A 16,305-nucleotide genomic window follows, 5' to 3' on the forward strand; every position below is an offset into this window, starting at 1 on the left:
GGTGTCCGTTCTCCTCGAGCAGCCCGCAAGCCTGGTCGCCTACCGCCCGAACAAGCCCACCGCCATGGTGGTCGTGGCCGATCCGCGCGTCCGCTCCACCGTCACCCGTCACCTGTGGGCGCTCGGCGTGCGCGATGTCATCGAAGCCTCGTCCATCGCGGAGGCTCGTCCCCGCATCGGCAACCCCCGCGACATCTGCGTCGCCGACGTCCACCTCCCCGACGGCTCCGGCCTGACCCTCCTGTCCGAGACCAGGGCGGCGGGCTGGCCCAACGGCCTGGCGCTGTCCGCCGCCGACGACATCGGCGCCGTACGCAACGCCCTGGCCGGCGGGGTCAAGGGCTATGTGGTCACCGGCACCCGCACCAACATCGGGCTCCCAACCCGACCGGGTGCAGCCCCCATCGGTTCCGCCGCCGCCCGTATGCACCGCCGCCCCCCGGGTGCCCCGAGCCACCCGGGCGGCTACCGCGAGCTCTCCGGCCGTGAGGTCGAGGTGCTCCGACTGGTCGCGGAGGGCCAGTCGAACAAGGCGATCGGCGTCTCGATGGGCCTGTCCGCCCTCACCGTCAAGAGCCACCTCGCCCGCATCGCCCGCAAGCTCGGCACGGGCGACCGTGCCGGGATGGTCGCCGTGGCCCTGCGCACCGGCATCATCCACTGACCCACCGCATCCGGACCCGCCGCACCCTGGCCCGCCGCACACCGACCCACGCACACCGACCCGTCGAACGTTCATTGACGTGAACAGGATCGGCCGCTGGTCCTCCTTCACGTCACAGCCCACTGTCCCCCGTTCGTGGACCTGATCTTTCACCGAGCTGACTGGTTTACGACCCTCCGGTGCCCGTCGACGGAACGTTCCGTCGACGGGCGCCGTCCACACACGGATACCCTTGACATGTGACCGACGCCCAAGACACCGCAGCAGACAGTTCACTGCGCACCACCGGGGGTACCCCTCCGGACGACGCCGGGTCTTCTGTGACGGAGGCGCCGATCCCCTTGCTGGAGCCCCGCGAGGGCATTCCGCCCGTGGTCGCCGACGAGGCCGCGCTCGCCCGCGTGATCGCCGCGTTCGCCGCCGGCTCCGGTCCCGTCGCCGTCGACGCCGAGCGCGCGTCCGGCTACCGCTACGGACAGCGCGCCTACCTCGTCCAGCTGCGCCGCGAGGGCGCCGGGACCGCGCTGATCGACCCCGTCGCCTGCCCCGATCTCTCCGGCCTCGGCGAGGCCCTGGCCGGCGTCGAGTGGGTGCTGCACGCGGCCACCCAGGACCTGCCCTGTCTGCGCGAGATAGGCATGGTCCCCAGCAGCCTCTTCGACACCGAGCTGGCCGGCCGGCTCGCCGGGTTCCCCCGGGTCGGGCTCGGCGCGATGGTCGAGGGCGTCCTCGGGTTCGTCCTGGAGAAGGGCCACTCCGCCGTCGACTGGTCGACCCGGCCGCTGCCCGAGCCCTGGCTGCGCTACGCGGCCCTGGACGTCGAGCTCCTCGTCGACCTGCGGGACGCCCTGGAGAAGGAGCTGGACCGGCAGGGCAAGCTGGAGTGGGCGCGGCAGGAGTTCGACGCGATCGCGGCCGCGCCGCCGGCCGAGCCGCGAAAGGACCCCTGGCGCCGGACGTCGGGCATGCACAAGGTGCGGCGGCGCCGCCAGCTGGGCGTGGTGCGGGAGCTGTGGGAGACCCGGGACCGGATCGCGCAGAAGCGGGACGTGTCGCCGGGCAAGGTGCTCAGCGACGCGGCGATCGTGGAGGCCGCGCTGGCCCTGCCGGCGAACGTGCACGCCCTCGCCGCGCTGAACGGGTACGGCCACCGGATGGGGCGCCGGCAGCTGGAGCAGTGGCAGGCGGCCGTGGACCGGGCCAAGGCGCTGCCGGACGCCGCGCTGCCGCAGCCGGGGCAGCCGGTGACGGGTCCGCCGCCGCCGCGGGCCTGGGCCGACAAGGATCCGGCCGCCGCGGCCCGGCTGTCCGCGGCGCGGGCCGCGGTGTCGGCGCTGGCCGAGCAGCTCACCATGCCGCAGGAGAACCTGATCACCCCGGACACCGTGCGACGGCTCTGCTGGGAGCCGCCGAAGACGGTGGACGCGGACAGCGTGGGGGCCGCACTGGTGGGGTACGGCGCCCGGCCGTGGCAGGTCGAGCAGGTGACGCCGGTGCTGGTGACGGCGTTGTCCGCCTAGCGTCGGCGGTTTCTCACTCCGGCGCCTCCGGATCGGGGGCGCCTTCGAGGTACGCGGTGTACAGGTGCTCGCCGCGCCGCACCGAGAAGTCGATCTCCGGCAGCAGTTCCGGGACCGCGATCGCGGTCAGCAGATTGCGGTACATGCGCGACACCCGGGTCTCGACGTTCCCCAGGTGCCGGTCGACGGTCTGGGAGATGAGCACCACCCCGGCCCAGTCCCCCGCGAGTTGGTAGGCCTGCTCCTCGGGGTCGACGAAGGACCTGAGCTCGCCCCGCTGCCGGGCCTGCGTCAACTGCCCGGTGTTGAAGGCGATCCAGTCCGGCCAGGGAGTGCCGTAGGTCTCCGGCGCGTTGCTGTGGAACGACAGCATCAGCGCGGCCTGCAGGGCCTTCTCCCGGGAGATCCGGTGGGCCAGGATCATGCCGATGTCGACCACTTCCTGGAGCATCAGCCGCTGCTCGCGCAGCCCGTCCATGGTCAGCGTGTCTTCCATGATGGCCGACGCCACGTCGACCTTCCCCCCCGGGAAGTGCCGGTAGAAGGCCCCCTTGCTGGTCCGCGCGGCCGTGATGAGGTCGCTGACCGAGGTCCCCTCGTAGCTGTCCGACACGAAGAGCGCGCCCGCGGTGTCGAGGATGCGCTGCCGGGTGTTGATGGCGCGCTGCTGCTGACGTCGCGGCCTGCGCGGGTTGCTCATTCGCTCTCGCCTTCGAGGCCGCGTACACGGTGATCGGGTCGTCGATCCTACCGGCCCCCGCGACCCACCATAGGTAAGTCCCACACCTTACTATCAGTCGTTACCTGCCTCATTTCGGAGCGCGCTGCGAAGTGGGATCACTTGACGTCCCACGGTCAGGGTTCCAGACTTGGCGCCGTCAGAACAGACTGATCAGTCCCTTCTGTCGCAGAGGGCCACCCGTACGGCTACCGCGCGCTCGGGGGAGGTGCGGTCGCCGCAGGGTACGGCAGAAGAGACTGATCGGTCCCAACAAGCTGGGGTGGCACATGACCTGTCCCTGCGCCGCCGGCATCGCGGCGGTGGTCGCCCCGTACGACGGCGAGAGCCCCTATCCGCGGGTGTTCGCCCGGCACGGCTGGCGGACCGTGGCGGTCGTCCCGGAGCGCCGTCAGCGGCCATGGGCGTACCCGGCCGCGGCGGTGCCCGCCGGGCACACCGGCGCGGTCGTGCACCGGGGCGTTCGGCAGACCGTCAAGGCGCTGCGGGCGCTCGGGGTTTCGGCCGTCGTAGCGGGCAGCGCCGGCGGCATCGAGACGGCCGAGCGGATCGCCTGGCAGCTCGGGCTCCCCGGAGCCGATCCGGCGTCCTCGCCGCTGCGGTACGACCGGGGGGCTCAGGCGGCCCGGCTGTCCCGGGTGGGGATCCCCGCCCTGCGGAGCATCCGTACGACGAGTCTGGCCGATGCCCTGGCCTGGGCGCGGGCCCTCCCCCGGCCCGGCTACCTGCTCGCCCCGGCGGCCGCCGGGACCCCGGTCGCCCCGGTGGAGTGCGCGGACGAAGTCCAGATCGGCGCCGCCTGGCCCGCGATGCGGAGCGCGGCGGCACGGCAGTGCGGCAGCCCGCACCTGGTCCTGAGCGAGCGGCCCTCCCGCCGCCAGTACACGGTCAACTCCGCCACCCGTCCGGGCCCGCGCGGGCGGCCCGAGCATGTCGTCACCGACCTCTGGGCGGACGTCCGCACCCGGCACGGCCTGCTGGACCGCGCCGACCTGCTCGCTCCCGGCAGCGTGCTGTCCCGGACGCTCTCGGCCGCGACGGCACGGGTGCTCGACGCGCTCGGCGTGGTGTGCGGACCGGTCACCACCCGGTTCGTGTACGGCGACGACGGCCGGGCCGAGGACGGACCGCTGCTGATGTGGGCGCTCGCGGCACCCGTCGTGACGCCCGCCGACGAGGCACTGCGGACGGCGACCGGCCACGACCGCGCCGCCGAGGCACTGGAGACCTGGATTCCCGCCGCGGCCCCCCGGCGGCTGCCCGCTCCGGGCGGACAGCACCTCGTCCGGGTGCGGATGTGTCCGCGGCCCGCGAGCGCGCCGTGGGCGGACGCCGTCCTGCGGTCCCTGCCCACCGTGGTCGCGGTGGGCGAGGTCCGTACGCCCGCCGGCCGGGTGCCCGCCGAGGCCGTGCTCTGCGGCGGCGAACTGTCGGCCGTCGAACGGGACTACCGGGTGATCCGTGCCCTGGAGCGCGACAACAGCTCCCTCACCTCGTCGCTCCGCGCATGAAACCGTTGTAGATGAAGCGCTGCAGGCAGAGGAAGACGATCAGGGTCGGCAGGATGACCAGGATCGCTCCCGCCGAGATGATCTCCCAGTGCGCTCCGTACGGGCCCCTGAACCGGAACAGCGACGTCGAGATCACGCCAAGATCTTGTGAAGGCATGTAGAGGAACGGGATGTAGAAGTCGTTGTAGACGGCTATGCCTTTCACGATGACGACGGTCGCGATCGCCGGTTTCAGGAGCGGGAGAATGATTCTGAGGTAGATCGTGAACGCGTTGGCGCCGTCCAGGCGGGCCGATTCGTCCAGGGAGATCGGGATCGAGCGGACGAACTGCAGGAAGATGTAGATCGAGACGATGTCGGTGCCCAGGTAGAGGGCGATCGGCGCCCAGCGGGTGTCGAAGAGGCCGAAGCTGTTGACGATCTGGAAGGTGGCCACCTGGGTGGTCACTCCCGGGACCAGCGCGGCCAGCAGGAACAGCCCGATCACCGGCCTTTTGAAGCGGAACGTGAAACGGTCGATCGCGTAGGCCGTCATCGAGCCGATCAGCACCGTCCCGCCGATCGAGAAGACGACGATGAAGAGCGTGTTGCCGAAGGCGCGCAGCATTCCGCCGTCGTGGAACGCGGTCACGTAGTTGTGGAGGTTCAGCGGGTCCTCGGGGAGGGTCAACGCCCCGCTGCCGTCGGCCATCTCGCGCGAGGACTTCAGTGACGTCAGCAGGACCACGGTGAGCGGGAGCAGCACGACCAGCGCCGCTGTGACGAGGGAGAGGTAGACCAGGGCGCGTACCACCCGTCGCCGCGTCATACGAGGTCCACCCTGTCGTCGGGGACCAGCCGCCGTTGCAGCCAGGTCACCGCCAGGACGATCAGCAGCAGGACGACCGCGGCCGCCGAGGCGAGGCCCGTCTTGTTGTACTGGAAGGCGAGTTTCACGGTCTGGGTCACGAAGGTCTCCGTGCCGGTCGCCCCGCCGGTCATGATGTACGGCACCTCGAAGACCGACAGCGAGCCCGAGACGGAGAGGATCACCGTCAGCGTCACCACCGGTCTGATGCCCGGCGCGATGATGTGGCGGAACTGCTGCCAGCGGTTCGCCCCGTCCAGCTCGGCCGCCTCGTACAACTCCCCGGGTATCGACTGGATCGCGCCCAGGAAGAGGACGAAGTTCAGGCCCATGTAGCGCCAGACCGAGACCCCGGCCAGCGAGGTGTTCGCCGAGACCGGGGTGCCGAGCCAGGCGTGGTCGGTGTGGACGCCGAGGAGTGCCAGGACCGAGTCGAGGGTGCCGCCGTCCTGGAAGAAGTAGAGGAAGACGAAACCGATCGCCACCCCGTTGATCAGGGACGGGAAGAACAGCACGCCCTTGAAGAAGTTCCGGAAGCGGATGTCGAAGCTCAGGATCGTCGCGAAGTACAGCGCCGCGACGATCTGGACCGCGGAGGCCGCCAGGTAGTACGCGCTCACCAGGAAGACCTCGAAGAGGTCGGGGCGGGTGAAGATCTCCGCGTAGTTGTGGGCGCCGGTGTAGTGGAGCTCGGGGCTGACGCCGTCCCAGTCGGTGAAGCTGTACGCCAGCATGTTCACGATCGGCGCGTAGGTGAAGGTGACCAGGAGGGCGAGCGGGGCCAGCAGGAAGAGCCAGGGGGTGAGGCGCCGCGAGAAGGTCATGACGTCCCCGCCGTCTTCTCCGCCGCGGTCCACTTCTTGCCGAGGTCGTCCAGGAAGCCGTCCAGGGTGCCGCCGCGGGCGCCCCGGGCCAGGTCGACCAGGCGCTGGCGGTAGTCGGGGGCGTAGATGCCGACCTCGGACTCGGAGTCGATCAGTTTGACCCTGGCGCCGGCCGTGTCGTCCAGCTCGATCAGCTTCACCCCGGCGTCCTCGTACGGCTTGAGGACGGCGGGCAGCGGCGCGTTCTTCAGCGGGGAGATCGCCAGGTTGTCCGTGTCGTAGCCGGACTTGTCGGTGAACCAGTCGATCCAGGCGCGGGCGGCCGCCTTGTGCTTCGAGTGGACGTTGACCGCCTGGTTGTAGTCGGGGCCGACGGTCCCGCAGAACTTCCCGTCCGTCTGGGCCGGGAAGGGCATGAAGCCGATGTCGTCGGGGTTCACGCCGGCCTGTTTCGCGGCGTCCTGGAACTGGACGATGGCCCACGTGCCGAGCCACTGGGTGGCGATCCTCCCCTTGGCGAGCTGGGCCTTGGAGGCCTCCCAGTTGGTGGTGGTCGGGTCGTTCTCGGCCAGGCCGTCGTGCACGATGTCATACAGCACCGTGTCCCCCACCCGCAGATCGGCGCCCTGCGCCCACGGGTCCCCCTCCGCCAGCTTCGTCGTGGCCCCCGGATCGCAGTGGACCGAGCCGTTGACGAACGTCCAGGAGGACAGCGGCCACTGGGCGGCGTAGTTCGTGTAGTACGGGGTCGCGTCGGTCTTCGACTTGATCGCCTGAAGGTCGGCGAGGAACTCGGCTGGGCTGGTGGGCCATTGAGTGACCCCGGCCGCCTTCCAGACGCGTTTGTTGTAGACGAAGCCCGGCATCACGCCGATCGGGCTCTGGCCGTAGACCTTGCCGTCGACGGTGGTGAAGCCGGTGAACCGGTACTTCTTCGAGAGGTCGGCCCGGGTGCCGAGGGAGGCGAAGAACTTCGGGTAGTCGCTCTTCTTGATGACCCCGGGGATCATCAGGACGTCGCCGTAGTTCTCCGTGTTCATCCGGATCTTGACTTCGGTCTCGTAGTCGGTCAGCGCCTGGAACTCGACCTTCACCTTCGGATAGACCTTGTTGAACTCGGCCGCGTACCGGTCCAGCGTGCCGTCCTGCTTGAGGTCGGTCCGCTGGGTGAGGACGGTGATGGTCCCGGTCACCTTCGAGGGATCGTCCGGCGCCTTGGCGTCCGCGCCCTTCGTCGCGCCGCCGGTACCGGTACAGGCGGCGAGGAGGAGCGCGGTTCCGGTGGCCAGGGCGGCGAGCGTACGTCCGTTCATGTGCGTCCACTCCGTTCGGCAGAGACGGAAGAGCACTTGCGGGGTTGGCTGATTCGGCACTCTGACAGCGCTTTCCTAGACCGGTAAAGTCCCAATCCCGCCAAGGATGCGGACGGTACGCCCAGTGCTGGAGTAGACCGGTTTAGGGAGTGCGCATGCTGGAGGTCACGCCGTTCGGCGAGGGATGGGTCCTGGAGTACGAGGGGGGCGGGCTGCCGGCGGCGGTGCCGGGCTGCGTGCACACCGACCTGCTCGCCGCGGGGGTGATCCCGGACCCCTTCCTCGGGCGGAACGAGACCGGGGTGGCCTGGGTCGGGCGGCGGGAGTGGACGTACACGACCGGGCTGAGCGCGCCGTCCGGGCACGAGCGGACCGACCTCGTCTTCGACGGGCTCGACACCGCCGCGGAGATCACCCTGGACGGCCGGCTCCTGGGCCGGACCAGGAACATGCACCGGTCCTACCGCTTCGGCGTGACCGGACTGGAGGGCCGCCTCGCGGTCCGGTTCGCCTCCGCGTACACCGAGGCGGCCGCGGTGCGCGACCGGCTGGGCGAGCGGCCCGCCGCCTACGCCGAGCCGTACCAGTACGTCCGCAAGATGGCCTGTTCCTTCGGCTGGGACTGGGGCCCGACGCTGGTGACCGCCGGGATCTGGCGGCCGGTGCGGCTCGAACACTGGTCGACGGCCCGGATCGCCCGGGTCCGGCCGGTGGTGACGGTTCGACAGTCCCTGGGCGTGGTGGAGCTGCGGGTCGACGTCGAGCGCACCCGGGCCGGGGCGGGGCTCGCGGTGGCGGTGCGGGTGGGCGGGCAGGAGGCGCGGGCCCCGGTCGAGGGGACGGGCGCGGTCGTACGGGTGGAGGTGCCGGACGTCCGGCTGTGGTGGCCGCGCGGCTACGGCGAACAGCCGCTGTACGACGTCGAGTTGACGCTCCTCCACGGGGACGGGGTGCTCGACTCCTGGCACCGGCGGATCGGCTTCAGGACCGTGGAGCTGGACCGGCGGCCCGATGGGCACGGCACCGGGTTCACCCTCGCGGTGAACGGGGAGCGGCTGTTCGCGCGCGGGGTCAACTGGATCCCGGACGACGTGTTCCCTTCGCGGGTGACCCGCGACCGGTACCGGGAGCGGCTCGGCCGGGCCGCGGAGGCGGGGGTGGATCTCGTACGGGTCTGGGGCGGGGGCCTCTACGAGAGCGAGGACTTCTACGACGCCTGCGACGAACTGGGGCTGCTGGTCTGGCAGGACTTCCCGTTCGCGTGCGCGGCCTACCCGGAGGAGCAGCCGCTGCGCGGCGAGGTGGAGGCGGAGGCCCGGGAGAACGTCGTACGGCTGATGCCGCATCCCTCGCTGGCGCTGTGGAACGGCAACAACGAGAACCTGTGGGGGTTCCGGGACTGGGGGTGGGAGGAGCGGCTGGGCGGGGAGTCCTGGGGTGAGGGGTATTACCTGGGGCTCTTGCCGCGGGTGGTGGCCGAGCTGGATCCGACCCGGCCGTACACGGCGGGCAGCCCCTGGTCCGGGTCGTGGGAGCGGCACCCGAACGATCCGGCGCACGGCACGCACCACTCCTGGGAGGTGTGGAACCGGGCGGACTACGCGGAGTACCGCTCCGAAGTGCCGCGTTTCGTGGCCGAGTTCGGGTGGCAGGCGCCGCCCGCGTACGCCACGCTGCGGCGGGCGCTGCCGGGCGAGGAGCTCGCGGCGGACTCCCCCGGGATGCTGCACCACCAGAAGGCCGACGACGGCAACGGGAAGCTGCGTCGCGGGCTGGAACCCCATTTCGCCGTCCCCGACGGGGACTTCGACCGCTGGCACTACCTCACGCAGGTCAACCAGGCGCGTGCGGTGGCCGCCGGGATCGAGCACTGGCGCGCGCACTGGCCGGTGTGCGCGGGCACGGTGGTCTGGCAGCTCAACGACTGCTGGCCGGTGACCTCCTGGGCGGCGATCGACGGCGACGGCCGGGAGAAGCCGCTCTGGCACGAGCTGCGGCGGCTGTACGCGGACCGGTTGCTGACGCTGCGGACGCGGGAGCGGGGACTGGTGCTGACCGCCGTCAACCAGGCCGCGCGGGCGTGGAGCGGTGATCTGGCGCTGCGCCGGATGACCGTGGACGGGGTGCTGGTCGGGCGGGCGTTGCTGCCGCTGGCGGCGGGGGCGCGGGCGGTCGCGGTCGTCGACGTGCCGCGGGGGCTGCGGCCCGAGGGGCCGGACGAGTTCCTGGTGGCCGACGCGGACGGGCTGCGGGCCCTGTATTTCCCCGTGCCGGACCGGGAAATCCCTTATCCCAAGCCCGAGTTCGAGGTGACCGTCGCGCCGGGCGCGGTGACGGTGACGGCCCGCACCCTCGTACGGGATCTGCTGCTGCAGGCCGACCGGCTGGACCCGGCCGCGCGCGCCGACCGGGGACTGGTCACGCTGCTTCCCGGGGAACGGGTCACGATCGGCGTGAGCGGCTGGGAGACTCCCGACGTGGCCGCCGCCCGGGCCGCCCTGTACTGCGTGGAGCCCGCCCGATGACAGCACCCCGCGTCACCATCAAGGACGTCGCCGCGCGCGCGGGCGTGTCCAAGGGGGCCGTGTCGCTCGCCTTCAACCACAAGCCGGGGCTCGCGGAGGCGACCCGGGACCGGATCTTCGCGGCGGCGCGGGAGCTGGGCTGGGCGCCGGACACCACGGCCCGCTCGCTGGCCGGGGCGCGGGTGGACGTGGTCGGCCTGGCGATCTGCCGGCCGGCCCGGATGCTCGGGCTCGAACCCTTCTACATGGAGTTCGTCTCGGGGGTGGAGAGCGTGCTGACCGAGCACTCCTGTTCGTTGCTGCTCCGGCTGGTGCGCAGCGCGGAGGAGGAGGCCGGGCTGCTGGACTCCTGGTGGAAGGGGCGGCACATCGGCGGGGCGATCCTCGTCGACTTCCGGGCGGACGACCCGCGGGTGGCGGCGGCGCGGCGGCTGGGACTGCCGGTGGTGGCCGTGGGGCATCCCTCGCTGACGGGCGGGCTGACGTCCGTGTGGACGGAGGACGGCGATGCCGTCAAGGAGGCCGTGCGGTATCTCGCGGCGCTGGGGCACCGGCGGATCGCCCGGGTGGGGGGCGCGGCGGCGCTGGCGCATACGGCCATGAGGGGGGCGGCGTTTGCCGAAGCCGCGCGGGAGTTGGAGCTGGGCGGGGTGTGGCAGGTGACGACCGACTACTCGGGGGAGGCGGGGGCGCGGGCGACTCGGTCGTTGTTGAGTGCGGCGCCGGATGACCGGCCTACGGCGATCATGTACGACAACGACATCATGGCGGTGGCGGGGCTTTCGGTTGCCGCGGAGATGGGGTTGGGGGTGCCGGGGGATGTTTCCTTGCTGGCGTGGGACGACTCGCAGTTGTGCCGGTTGACTCATCCGACGTTGTCGGCGATGAGTCACGATGTGTACGGGTTTGGGGTGGATGTGGCTCGGACGTTGTTCGGGGAGGGTGGGTCGCATGCGGTGGCTACGCCGGTTTTGACGCCGAGGGGGTCCACTGCGCCGCCGCGGTAAAGCGCCGTAGGGGTCTGCGGGTCCGATGTGGCTGGTCGCGCAGTTCCCCGCGCCCCTTACGGGGCGCCGCAGCACATGTGACCTTCGCCGCTCCCGCCGTCAGGGGTGGGCAGTCACGTTACTCATAAGTAGCATGGGGCCTGAGCGCGCGCTCAGCGCATGCAGCAGTGCCATCCCGCACCCTGGAGGAGAGCCAATCGTGCCTCGTACCGTCAGGGATGTCGTCTTCGTCGACGGCGTCCGTACCCCGTTCGGCAAGGCGGGCCCGAAGGGCATCTACCAGGAGACCCGTGCCGACGACCTCGTCGTGAAGGCGATCCGGGAGCTGCTGCGCCGCAACCCCGGTCTGGACACCAAGAAGATCGACGAGGTCGCCATCGCCGCGACCACGCAGATCGGTGACCAGGGTCTGACCATCGGCCGCACCGCGGGGATCCTCGCGGGTCTGCCGCAGTCCGTGCCGGGCTACTCCATCGACCGGATGTGCGCGGGCGCCCTGACCGCCGTCACCACGGTCGCCGGTTCCGTCGCGTTCGGCGCGTACGACGTCGCCATCGCCGGCGGTGTCGAGCACATGGGCCGCCACCCGATGGGCGAGGGCGTGGACCCGAACCCGCGGTTCGTCAGCGAGAAGCTGGTCGACGAGTCGGCGCTGTTCATGGGCATGACCGCGGAGAACCTGCACGACCGCTACCCGACGATCACCAAGCAGCGCGCGGACGAGTACGCGGTCCGCTCCCAGGAGAAGGCCGCCAAGGCGTACGCCAACGGCAAGATCCAGGCCGACCTGGTGCCGATCTCGGTGCGCCGGACCAACCCGGAGGGCGGCGAGACCGGTTGGGGTCTCGTGACCGCCGACGAGCCGATGCGGCCGGGGACCACCCTGGAGAACCTGTCGGGTCTGAAGACGCCGTTCCGTGTGCACGGGCGGGTCACCGCCGGTAACGCGGCCGGCCTGAACGACGGTGCGACCGCCTCGCTGATCGCCTCCGAGGACTTCGCCCGCGAGAACAACCTGCCGGTGAAGATGCGTCTCGTGGCGTACTCCTTCGCGGGTGTGGAGCCGGAGGTCATGGGTTACGGCCCGATCCCGGCGACGGAGAAGGCGCTCGCCCAGGCTGGGCTCAGCATCTCCGACATCGGTCTCTTCGAGATCAACGAGGCCTTCGCCGTGCAGGTGCTGGCCTTCCTGGAGCACTACGGCATCGCGGACGACGACGAGCGCGTCAACCAGTACGGCGGCGCGATCGCCTTCGGTCACCCGCTGGCCTCCTCGGGTGTGCGTCTGATGACGCAGCTGGCCCGTCAGTTCGAGGAGCAGCCGAACGTCCGCTACGGCCTGACCACCATGTGCGTCGGCTTCGGCATGGGCGCGACGGTCATCTGGGAGAACCCGCACTTCGAGGGGGACAAGTGAGCACCACCGCCGAGCTTCTGAAGCAGGCCTCGGACCTGTTCCCCGACGAGGTCGTGACGTCGGCGCACGTGCGCCACTTCGACCTGCCGTCCGGGGCCGGCCGCTTCGCGCTGATCACCCTGGACAACGGCCTGGACCACACCAAGCCGACCACCTTCGGCCCGGCCTCGCTGGCGAACCTCAACACCGCCATCGACCAGGTGGAGAAGGAGGCGGCCGACGGCACGATCGTCGGTGTCGGCATCACCGGCAAGCCGTTCATCTTCGCGGTCGGCGCCGACCTCAAGGGCGTCGAGCTGCTCAAGGAGCACGAGCACGCGCTGGCCATCGGCAAGGGCGGCCACGAGGTCTTCAAGCGCCTCGCGGGCATCGCGGTGCCGACCTTCGCGTACTACAACGGTGCCGCCATGGGCGGTGGCGTCGAGGTCGGTCTGCACTGCACGTACCGGACCGTCTCGAAGGCCATCCCGGCGTTCTCGCTGCCCGAGGTCTTCCTCGGCCTGGTTCCCGGCTGGGGCGGTTGCGCCCTCCTCCCGAACCTGATCGGCGCCGACAAGGCCGTCTCGGTGATCATCGAGAACAGCCTCAACCAGAACAAGCAGCTCAAGGGCCAGCAGGTCTTCGACCTGGGCATCGCCGACGCTCTCTTCGAGGGCGCCGACTTCCTGGAGCAGTCGCTGATCTGGACCGCCCAGGTGCTGAAGGGCGAGATCGAGGTCGAGCGCCCGGTGATCGACCGCGGCGAGGCCTGGGACCAGGCCGTCGCCAAGGGCCGGTTCATCGCGGACTCCAAGGTGCACGGCGCCGCCCCGGCCGCCTACCGCGCCCTGGACATCATCGCCGCCGCCAAGAACGGCGACCTCCAGCAGGGCTACGACGCCGAGGACCTGGCCCTTGCGGACCTGATCATGGGCGGCGAACTGCGCGCCGGCATCTACGCGTTCAACCTGGTGCAGAAGCGCGGCAAGCGCCCCGCCGGTGCCCCGGACAAGAACCTGGCGCGCCCGGTCACCAAGGTGGGCGTCGTGGGCGCGGGCCTCATGGCCTCGCAGCTCGCGCTGCTCTTCCTGCGCCGCCTGGAGGTGCCGGTCGTGCTGACCGACATCGACCAGGAGCGGGTCGACAAGGGTGTGGGCTACGTCCACGCCGAGATCGACAAGCTGCTCGGCAAGGGCCGGATCAACCAGGACAAGGCCAACCGCCTCAAGGCCCTGGTCACCGGTGTGCTGGACAAGGCCGAGGGCTTCTCCGACGCGGACTTCATCATCGAGGCCGTGTTCGAGGAGATCGGCGTCAAGCAGACGGTCTTCGCCGAGGTCGAGGCGGTCGCCCCGGCGCACGCGATCCTCGCCACCAACACCTCCTCCCTCTCGGTGACGGAGATGGCGTCGAAGCTCAAGAACCCCGAGCGGGTCGTGGGCTTCCACTTCTTCAACCCGGTCGCGATCCTCCCGCTCCTGGAGATCGTGCGCGGCGAGCAGACCGACGACGCGTCGCTGGCCACCGCGTTCGCCGTCGCCAAGAAGCTGAAGAAGACCGCGGTCCTGGTGAAGGACGCCCCGGCGTTCGTCGTGAACCGCATCCTCACCCGCTTCATGGGCGAGATCCAGAACGTCATCGACGAGGGCACCCCGGTCGAGGTCGCGGAGAAGGCGGTGGAGCCCCTGGGCCTGCCGATGTCCCCGCTGGTCCTCCTCGAACTGGTCGGTCCCGCCATCGGCCTGCACGTCTCGGAGACCCTCAACCGGGCCTTCCCGGACCGCTTCACGGTCTCCCCGAACCTCGCCGCCGTCGTCAAGGCGGGCAAGCGCGGCTTCTACGTGTACGACAGCGGGAAGCCGGAGCTGGACCCCGAGGTCGCCGCGCTGCTGAAGCAGGGTGACATGGTCCTCTCCGAGGAGCAGGTCCGGGACCGCGTCCTGGACGCCGTCGCCCAGGAGATCGGGCTCATGCTCGACGAGGGTGTCGTCGCCGAGGCGCAGGACATCGACCTCTGCCTGATCACGGGCGCCGGCTGGCCCTTCCACCTGGGCGGCATCACGCCGTACCTGGACCGCGAGGGCGTCTCGGAGCGCGTGAACGGCAAGAAGTTCCTGGCCCCGGGCGTGGCTTCGGTCCCGGCGTAACGGCCACACGGTGAAGGGGCCTTCCGCGGATCGCGGAGGGCCCCTTTTCCCATGCCTTCGGTGTGCTCAGGCCGTGCCGTGCCGAACTCCTCGTCTCATGAGATGAGCACGATGGAGTTCCAGCCGCTCAGGCCGACGGTGGTGCGGGCGCCGTCCACCGGGTTGCCGGCGGCGTCGGTGGCGCCTGCGTAGAACATCAGGGTCCCGGTGCCGGAGTCGGTGGTGGTCCACAGGTCGGCCGCCCCGTTGCCGTCGGCGTCGGCGGCTCCCGCGAGGAGCGGACGATTGCCGGTGCCATAGCTGTGGCCGTACTCAGTGCGGGCGTCGAAGGTGCCGTCCGGCATGCCCCGGTAGAGCCAGAGCCGGCTGTCGCCCGTGTCGCGGGCGAGGAGGTCGGGGCGGCCGTCGCCGTCGGCGTCGCCGGGCGCGGTGAGGGTCATGGCGTCCCAGCCGCTCGCGCCGAGCCGGACCGGGGGCAGCACGGTGGGCAGGGCCTCGGGGTCGGCCGCGTACAGCCACAGCTTGTCGTCGTAGGCGGCGAGGAGATCCGGATGTCCGTCGCCCGTCACGTCCCCGGCTCCGACGACGCGGGCGTCCGAGGGCAGACCGGTGCCGATCACGGTCGGCGAACCCAGGCTGCCGTCGCCCTTGTTGGGGTAGACGCGCAGTTCGGTGCCGACTCGGGCCACGACGTCCTCGCGTCCGTCGCCGGTGAAGTCGCCGCGGTGGGTGACCGAGGCGGTGCGCCAGCCGCCGTTGCCGATGACCGTGTGGCCGCCGGTGACCGCGCCGGTGCCGAGGCCGCCGTAGAGCCGCAGCTTGCCGTCGGTGTCGACGGCGACGAGGTCGGGCCGGCCGTCACCGGTCAGATCGCCGGCCACGGGAGCACCGCGGAAGGTACCGATGATCGGTGCGTGGTCGGAGTAGCCGTCGGGATCACCGCTGTCGGCCTCGTTGGGTGTGGTGTCCATGCGGCTGGTGTCGACGTCGCAGGCGATGGCACGGGTGCCGTAGGAGGGGAGGGTGACGAAGAAGTGGTCCAGCCGGTGCCAGGTGTGCTGCTGGGTGGCGCTGTCCCAGCCGTGGTAGCTGGTCGCGTCGACGCAGCGCTCCATGCCGGAGGTCAGCGGGGACAGGGCGGGGGCGTCGGTGTTGCGGTTGAAGTCGCCGCCGAGGACGACGTCACCGGGGACGTGCCCGGCCAGGAACTCCTGGGTGTTGCGGACCTGCCCGGCCGCGCGGTCCTCGTCACCGGGCAGCAGATGGGTGGTGCACGGGGTGGTGGCCCAGCCCGCGACCGTGACGCAGAGGACGGGCAGGGTGCGGGCGTCGTCGGGGCTGTCGGGCAGGGTGTTCTCGGCGACCGAGGAGGTGATCGTGCCCTTGACGGCGATCAGGACGCCCAGGTCGCCGGTGAGGACCCCCCGGCAGTCGGTGCGGCCGTCGGGGCGGGCGGCGGTCGCGTGCCGGATGGACCAGGCGGGGCCCAGCGCCTGCTGGAGCAGGTCCATGTGGCTGCCGGGCTCGTCGCCGCCGCAGACCTCCTGGAGCATGACCACGTCGGCGTCGCGCTCCGCCACGACCTGCGCCACCTGCTCGATCTTCTTCTCCGGCGCGTTCCGGTACGGGCAGTACCCGTCCTGGCCGCGCAGCCCGCCGGCCTCACCGCAGATGTTCCAGGAGACGACCGTCAGATCGGGCACGGCGAGCGCCGGTTCGGCGGCGTGCGCGGTGGGGGCCGCCCACAGGGCGGTCGTCGCGAGGACGGGCAGCAGGGCGGCGGCGAACCGGGTGGGGACTCGCAAGTCTTCT

12 protein-coding genes are annotated in these 16,305 nt (G+C 71.1%); 7 read left to right on the forward strand and 5 right to left on the reverse strand.

Translation table 11 applies throughout. From position 1 onward, the window contains the following. Window position 1: 1 nt before the first annotated feature. Together ACIPSJ_RS35055 and ACIPSJ_RS35060 are read left to right on the forward strand one after the other, a co-directional pair. Window positions 2-664, forward strand: a complete 663-nt coding sequence (locus ACIPSJ_RS35055) for a response regulator transcription factor (RefSeq protein WP_123973178.1) — start codon at window positions 2-4, stop codon at window positions 662-664. Window positions 665-903: 239 nt separating this feature from the next. Then, the gene (locus ACIPSJ_RS35060) at window positions 904-2,184 is read left to right on the forward strand and encodes an HRDC domain-containing protein (RefSeq protein ID WP_401351826.1); all 1,281 of its coding nucleotides are present in this window, start codon (window positions 904-906) and stop codon (window positions 2,182-2,184) included. 13 nt (window positions 2,185-2,197) lie between these two features. On the opposite strand, the gene ACIPSJ_RS35065 is transcribed toward ACIPSJ_RS35060, so the two are convergent. Continuing rightward, the gene (locus ACIPSJ_RS35065; RefSeq protein ID WP_401351829.1) at window positions 2,198-2,884 is read right to left on the reverse strand and encodes a TetR family transcriptional regulator; all 687 of its coding nucleotides are present in this window, start codon (window positions 2,882-2,884) and stop codon (window positions 2,198-2,200) included. 308 nt (window positions 2,885-3,192) lie between these two features. On the opposite strand from ACIPSJ_RS35065, the gene ACIPSJ_RS35070 reads away from it, so the two are divergent. Beyond that, window positions 3,193-4,434 (forward strand): hypothetical protein, encoded by a 1,242-nt coding sequence (locus ACIPSJ_RS35070; RefSeq protein ID WP_401351831.1) that lies wholly within the window; start codon window positions 3,193-3,195, stop codon window positions 4,432-4,434. On the opposite strand, the gene ACIPSJ_RS35075 is transcribed toward ACIPSJ_RS35070, so the two are convergent. From ACIPSJ_RS35075 to ACIPSJ_RS35085, 3 genes are read right to left on the reverse strand one after another with little or no spacing between them, the layout of a single operon-like run. Continuing rightward, on the reverse strand, window positions 4,412-5,242 hold the full coding sequence (locus ACIPSJ_RS35075; RefSeq protein ID WP_359217120.1) for a carbohydrate ABC transporter permease: 831 nt from the start codon (window positions 5,240-5,242) through the stop codon (window positions 4,412-4,414). The genes ACIPSJ_RS35070 and ACIPSJ_RS35075 overlap by 23 nt on opposite strands. Beyond that, window positions 5,239-6,105 carry a carbohydrate ABC transporter permease gene (locus ACIPSJ_RS35080; RefSeq protein WP_401351834.1) on the reverse strand — a complete coding sequence of 289 codons (867 nt, stop codon included), beginning with the start codon at window positions 6,103-6,105 and terminating at the stop codon, window positions 5,239-5,241. The genes ACIPSJ_RS35075 and ACIPSJ_RS35080 overlap by 4 nt, the downstream gene beginning before the upstream one ends. Next, the gene (locus ACIPSJ_RS35085) at window positions 6,102-7,418 is read right to left on the reverse strand and encodes an ABC transporter substrate-binding protein (protein WP_401351837.1); all 1,317 of its coding nucleotides are present in this window, start codon (window positions 7,416-7,418) and stop codon (window positions 6,102-6,104) included. Before ACIPSJ_RS35085 ends, ACIPSJ_RS35080 begins: the two co-directional genes overlap by 4 nt. A gap of 155 nt (window positions 7,419-7,573) precedes the next feature. On the opposite strand from ACIPSJ_RS35085, the gene ACIPSJ_RS35090 reads away from it, so the two are divergent. The 4 genes from ACIPSJ_RS35090 (at window position 7,574) to ACIPSJ_RS35105 (ending at window position 14,493) form a co-directional block, all read left to right on the forward strand. Continuing rightward, complete coding sequence (locus ACIPSJ_RS35090) at window positions 7,574-9,943, forward strand: glycoside hydrolase family 2 protein (RefSeq protein ID WP_401351840.1); 2,370 nt, start codon at window positions 7,574-7,576, stop codon at window positions 9,941-9,943. Continuing rightward, window positions 9,940-10,950, forward strand: coding sequence for a LacI family DNA-binding transcriptional regulator (locus tag ACIPSJ_RS35095; RefSeq protein ID WP_401351843.1), 1,011 nt, complete (start codon window positions 9,940-9,942; stop codon window positions 10,948-10,950). Before ACIPSJ_RS35090 ends, ACIPSJ_RS35095 begins: the two co-directional genes overlap by 4 nt. A 199-nt stretch (window positions 10,951-11,149) precedes the next feature. Further along, window positions 11,150-12,367 (forward strand): thiolase family protein, encoded by a 1,218-nt coding sequence (locus ACIPSJ_RS35100; RefSeq protein ID WP_401351846.1) that lies wholly within the window; start codon window positions 11,150-11,152, stop codon window positions 12,365-12,367. Next, window positions 12,364-14,493 carry a 3-hydroxyacyl-CoA dehydrogenase NAD-binding domain-containing protein gene (locus ACIPSJ_RS35105; RefSeq protein ID WP_401351849.1) on the forward strand — a complete coding sequence of 710 codons (2,130 nt, stop codon included), beginning with the start codon at window positions 12,364-12,366 and terminating at the stop codon, window positions 14,491-14,493. Before ACIPSJ_RS35100 ends, ACIPSJ_RS35105 begins: the two co-directional genes overlap by 4 nt. A gap of 95 nt (window positions 14,494-14,588) precedes the next feature. Here ACIPSJ_RS35105 and ACIPSJ_RS35110 read toward each other — a convergent pair whose 3' ends face one another. Continuing rightward, a complete protein-coding gene (locus tag ACIPSJ_RS35110) occupies window positions 14,589-16,298 on the reverse strand; it encodes an FG-GAP-like repeat-containing protein (RefSeq protein ID WP_401351852.1) in 1,710 nt (569 codons plus the stop codon). Between the last annotated feature and the right edge of the window lie 7 nt (window positions 16,299-16,305).

The organism is Streptomyces sp. NPDC090088 (assembly GCF_044747345.1).
Taxonomy (GTDB): Bacteria; Actinomycetota; Actinomycetes; order Streptomycetales; family Streptomycetaceae; genus Streptomyces.

Coding starts and splice junctions, on each gene's coding strand:
- ACIPSJ_RS35065 (WP_401351829.1), bottom strand. CDS start 2,884: ATGAGCAACCCGCGCAGGCCGCGACGTCAGCAGCAGCGCGCCATCAAC.
- ACIPSJ_RS35070 (WP_401351831.1), top strand. CDS start 3,193: ATGACCTGTCCCTGCGCCGCCGGCATCGCGGCGGTGGTCGCCCCGTAC.
- ACIPSJ_RS35075 (WP_359217120.1), bottom strand. CDS start 5,242: ATGACGCGGCGACGGGTGGTACGCGCCCTGGTCTACCTCTCCCTCGTC.
- ACIPSJ_RS35080 (WP_401351834.1), bottom strand. CDS start 6,105: ATGACCTTCTCGCGGCGCCTCACCCCCTGGCTCTTCCTGCTGGCCCCG.
- ACIPSJ_RS35085 (WP_401351837.1), bottom strand. CDS start 7,418: ATGAACGGACGTACGCTCGCCGCCCTGGCCACCGGAACCGCGCTCCTC.
- ACIPSJ_RS35090 (WP_401351840.1), top strand. CDS start 7,574: ATGCTGGAGGTCACGCCGTTCGGCGAGGGATGGGTCCTGGAGTACGAG.
- ACIPSJ_RS35095 (WP_401351843.1), top strand. CDS start 9,940: ATGACAGCACCCCGCGTCACCATCAAGGACGTCGCCGCGCGCGCGGGC.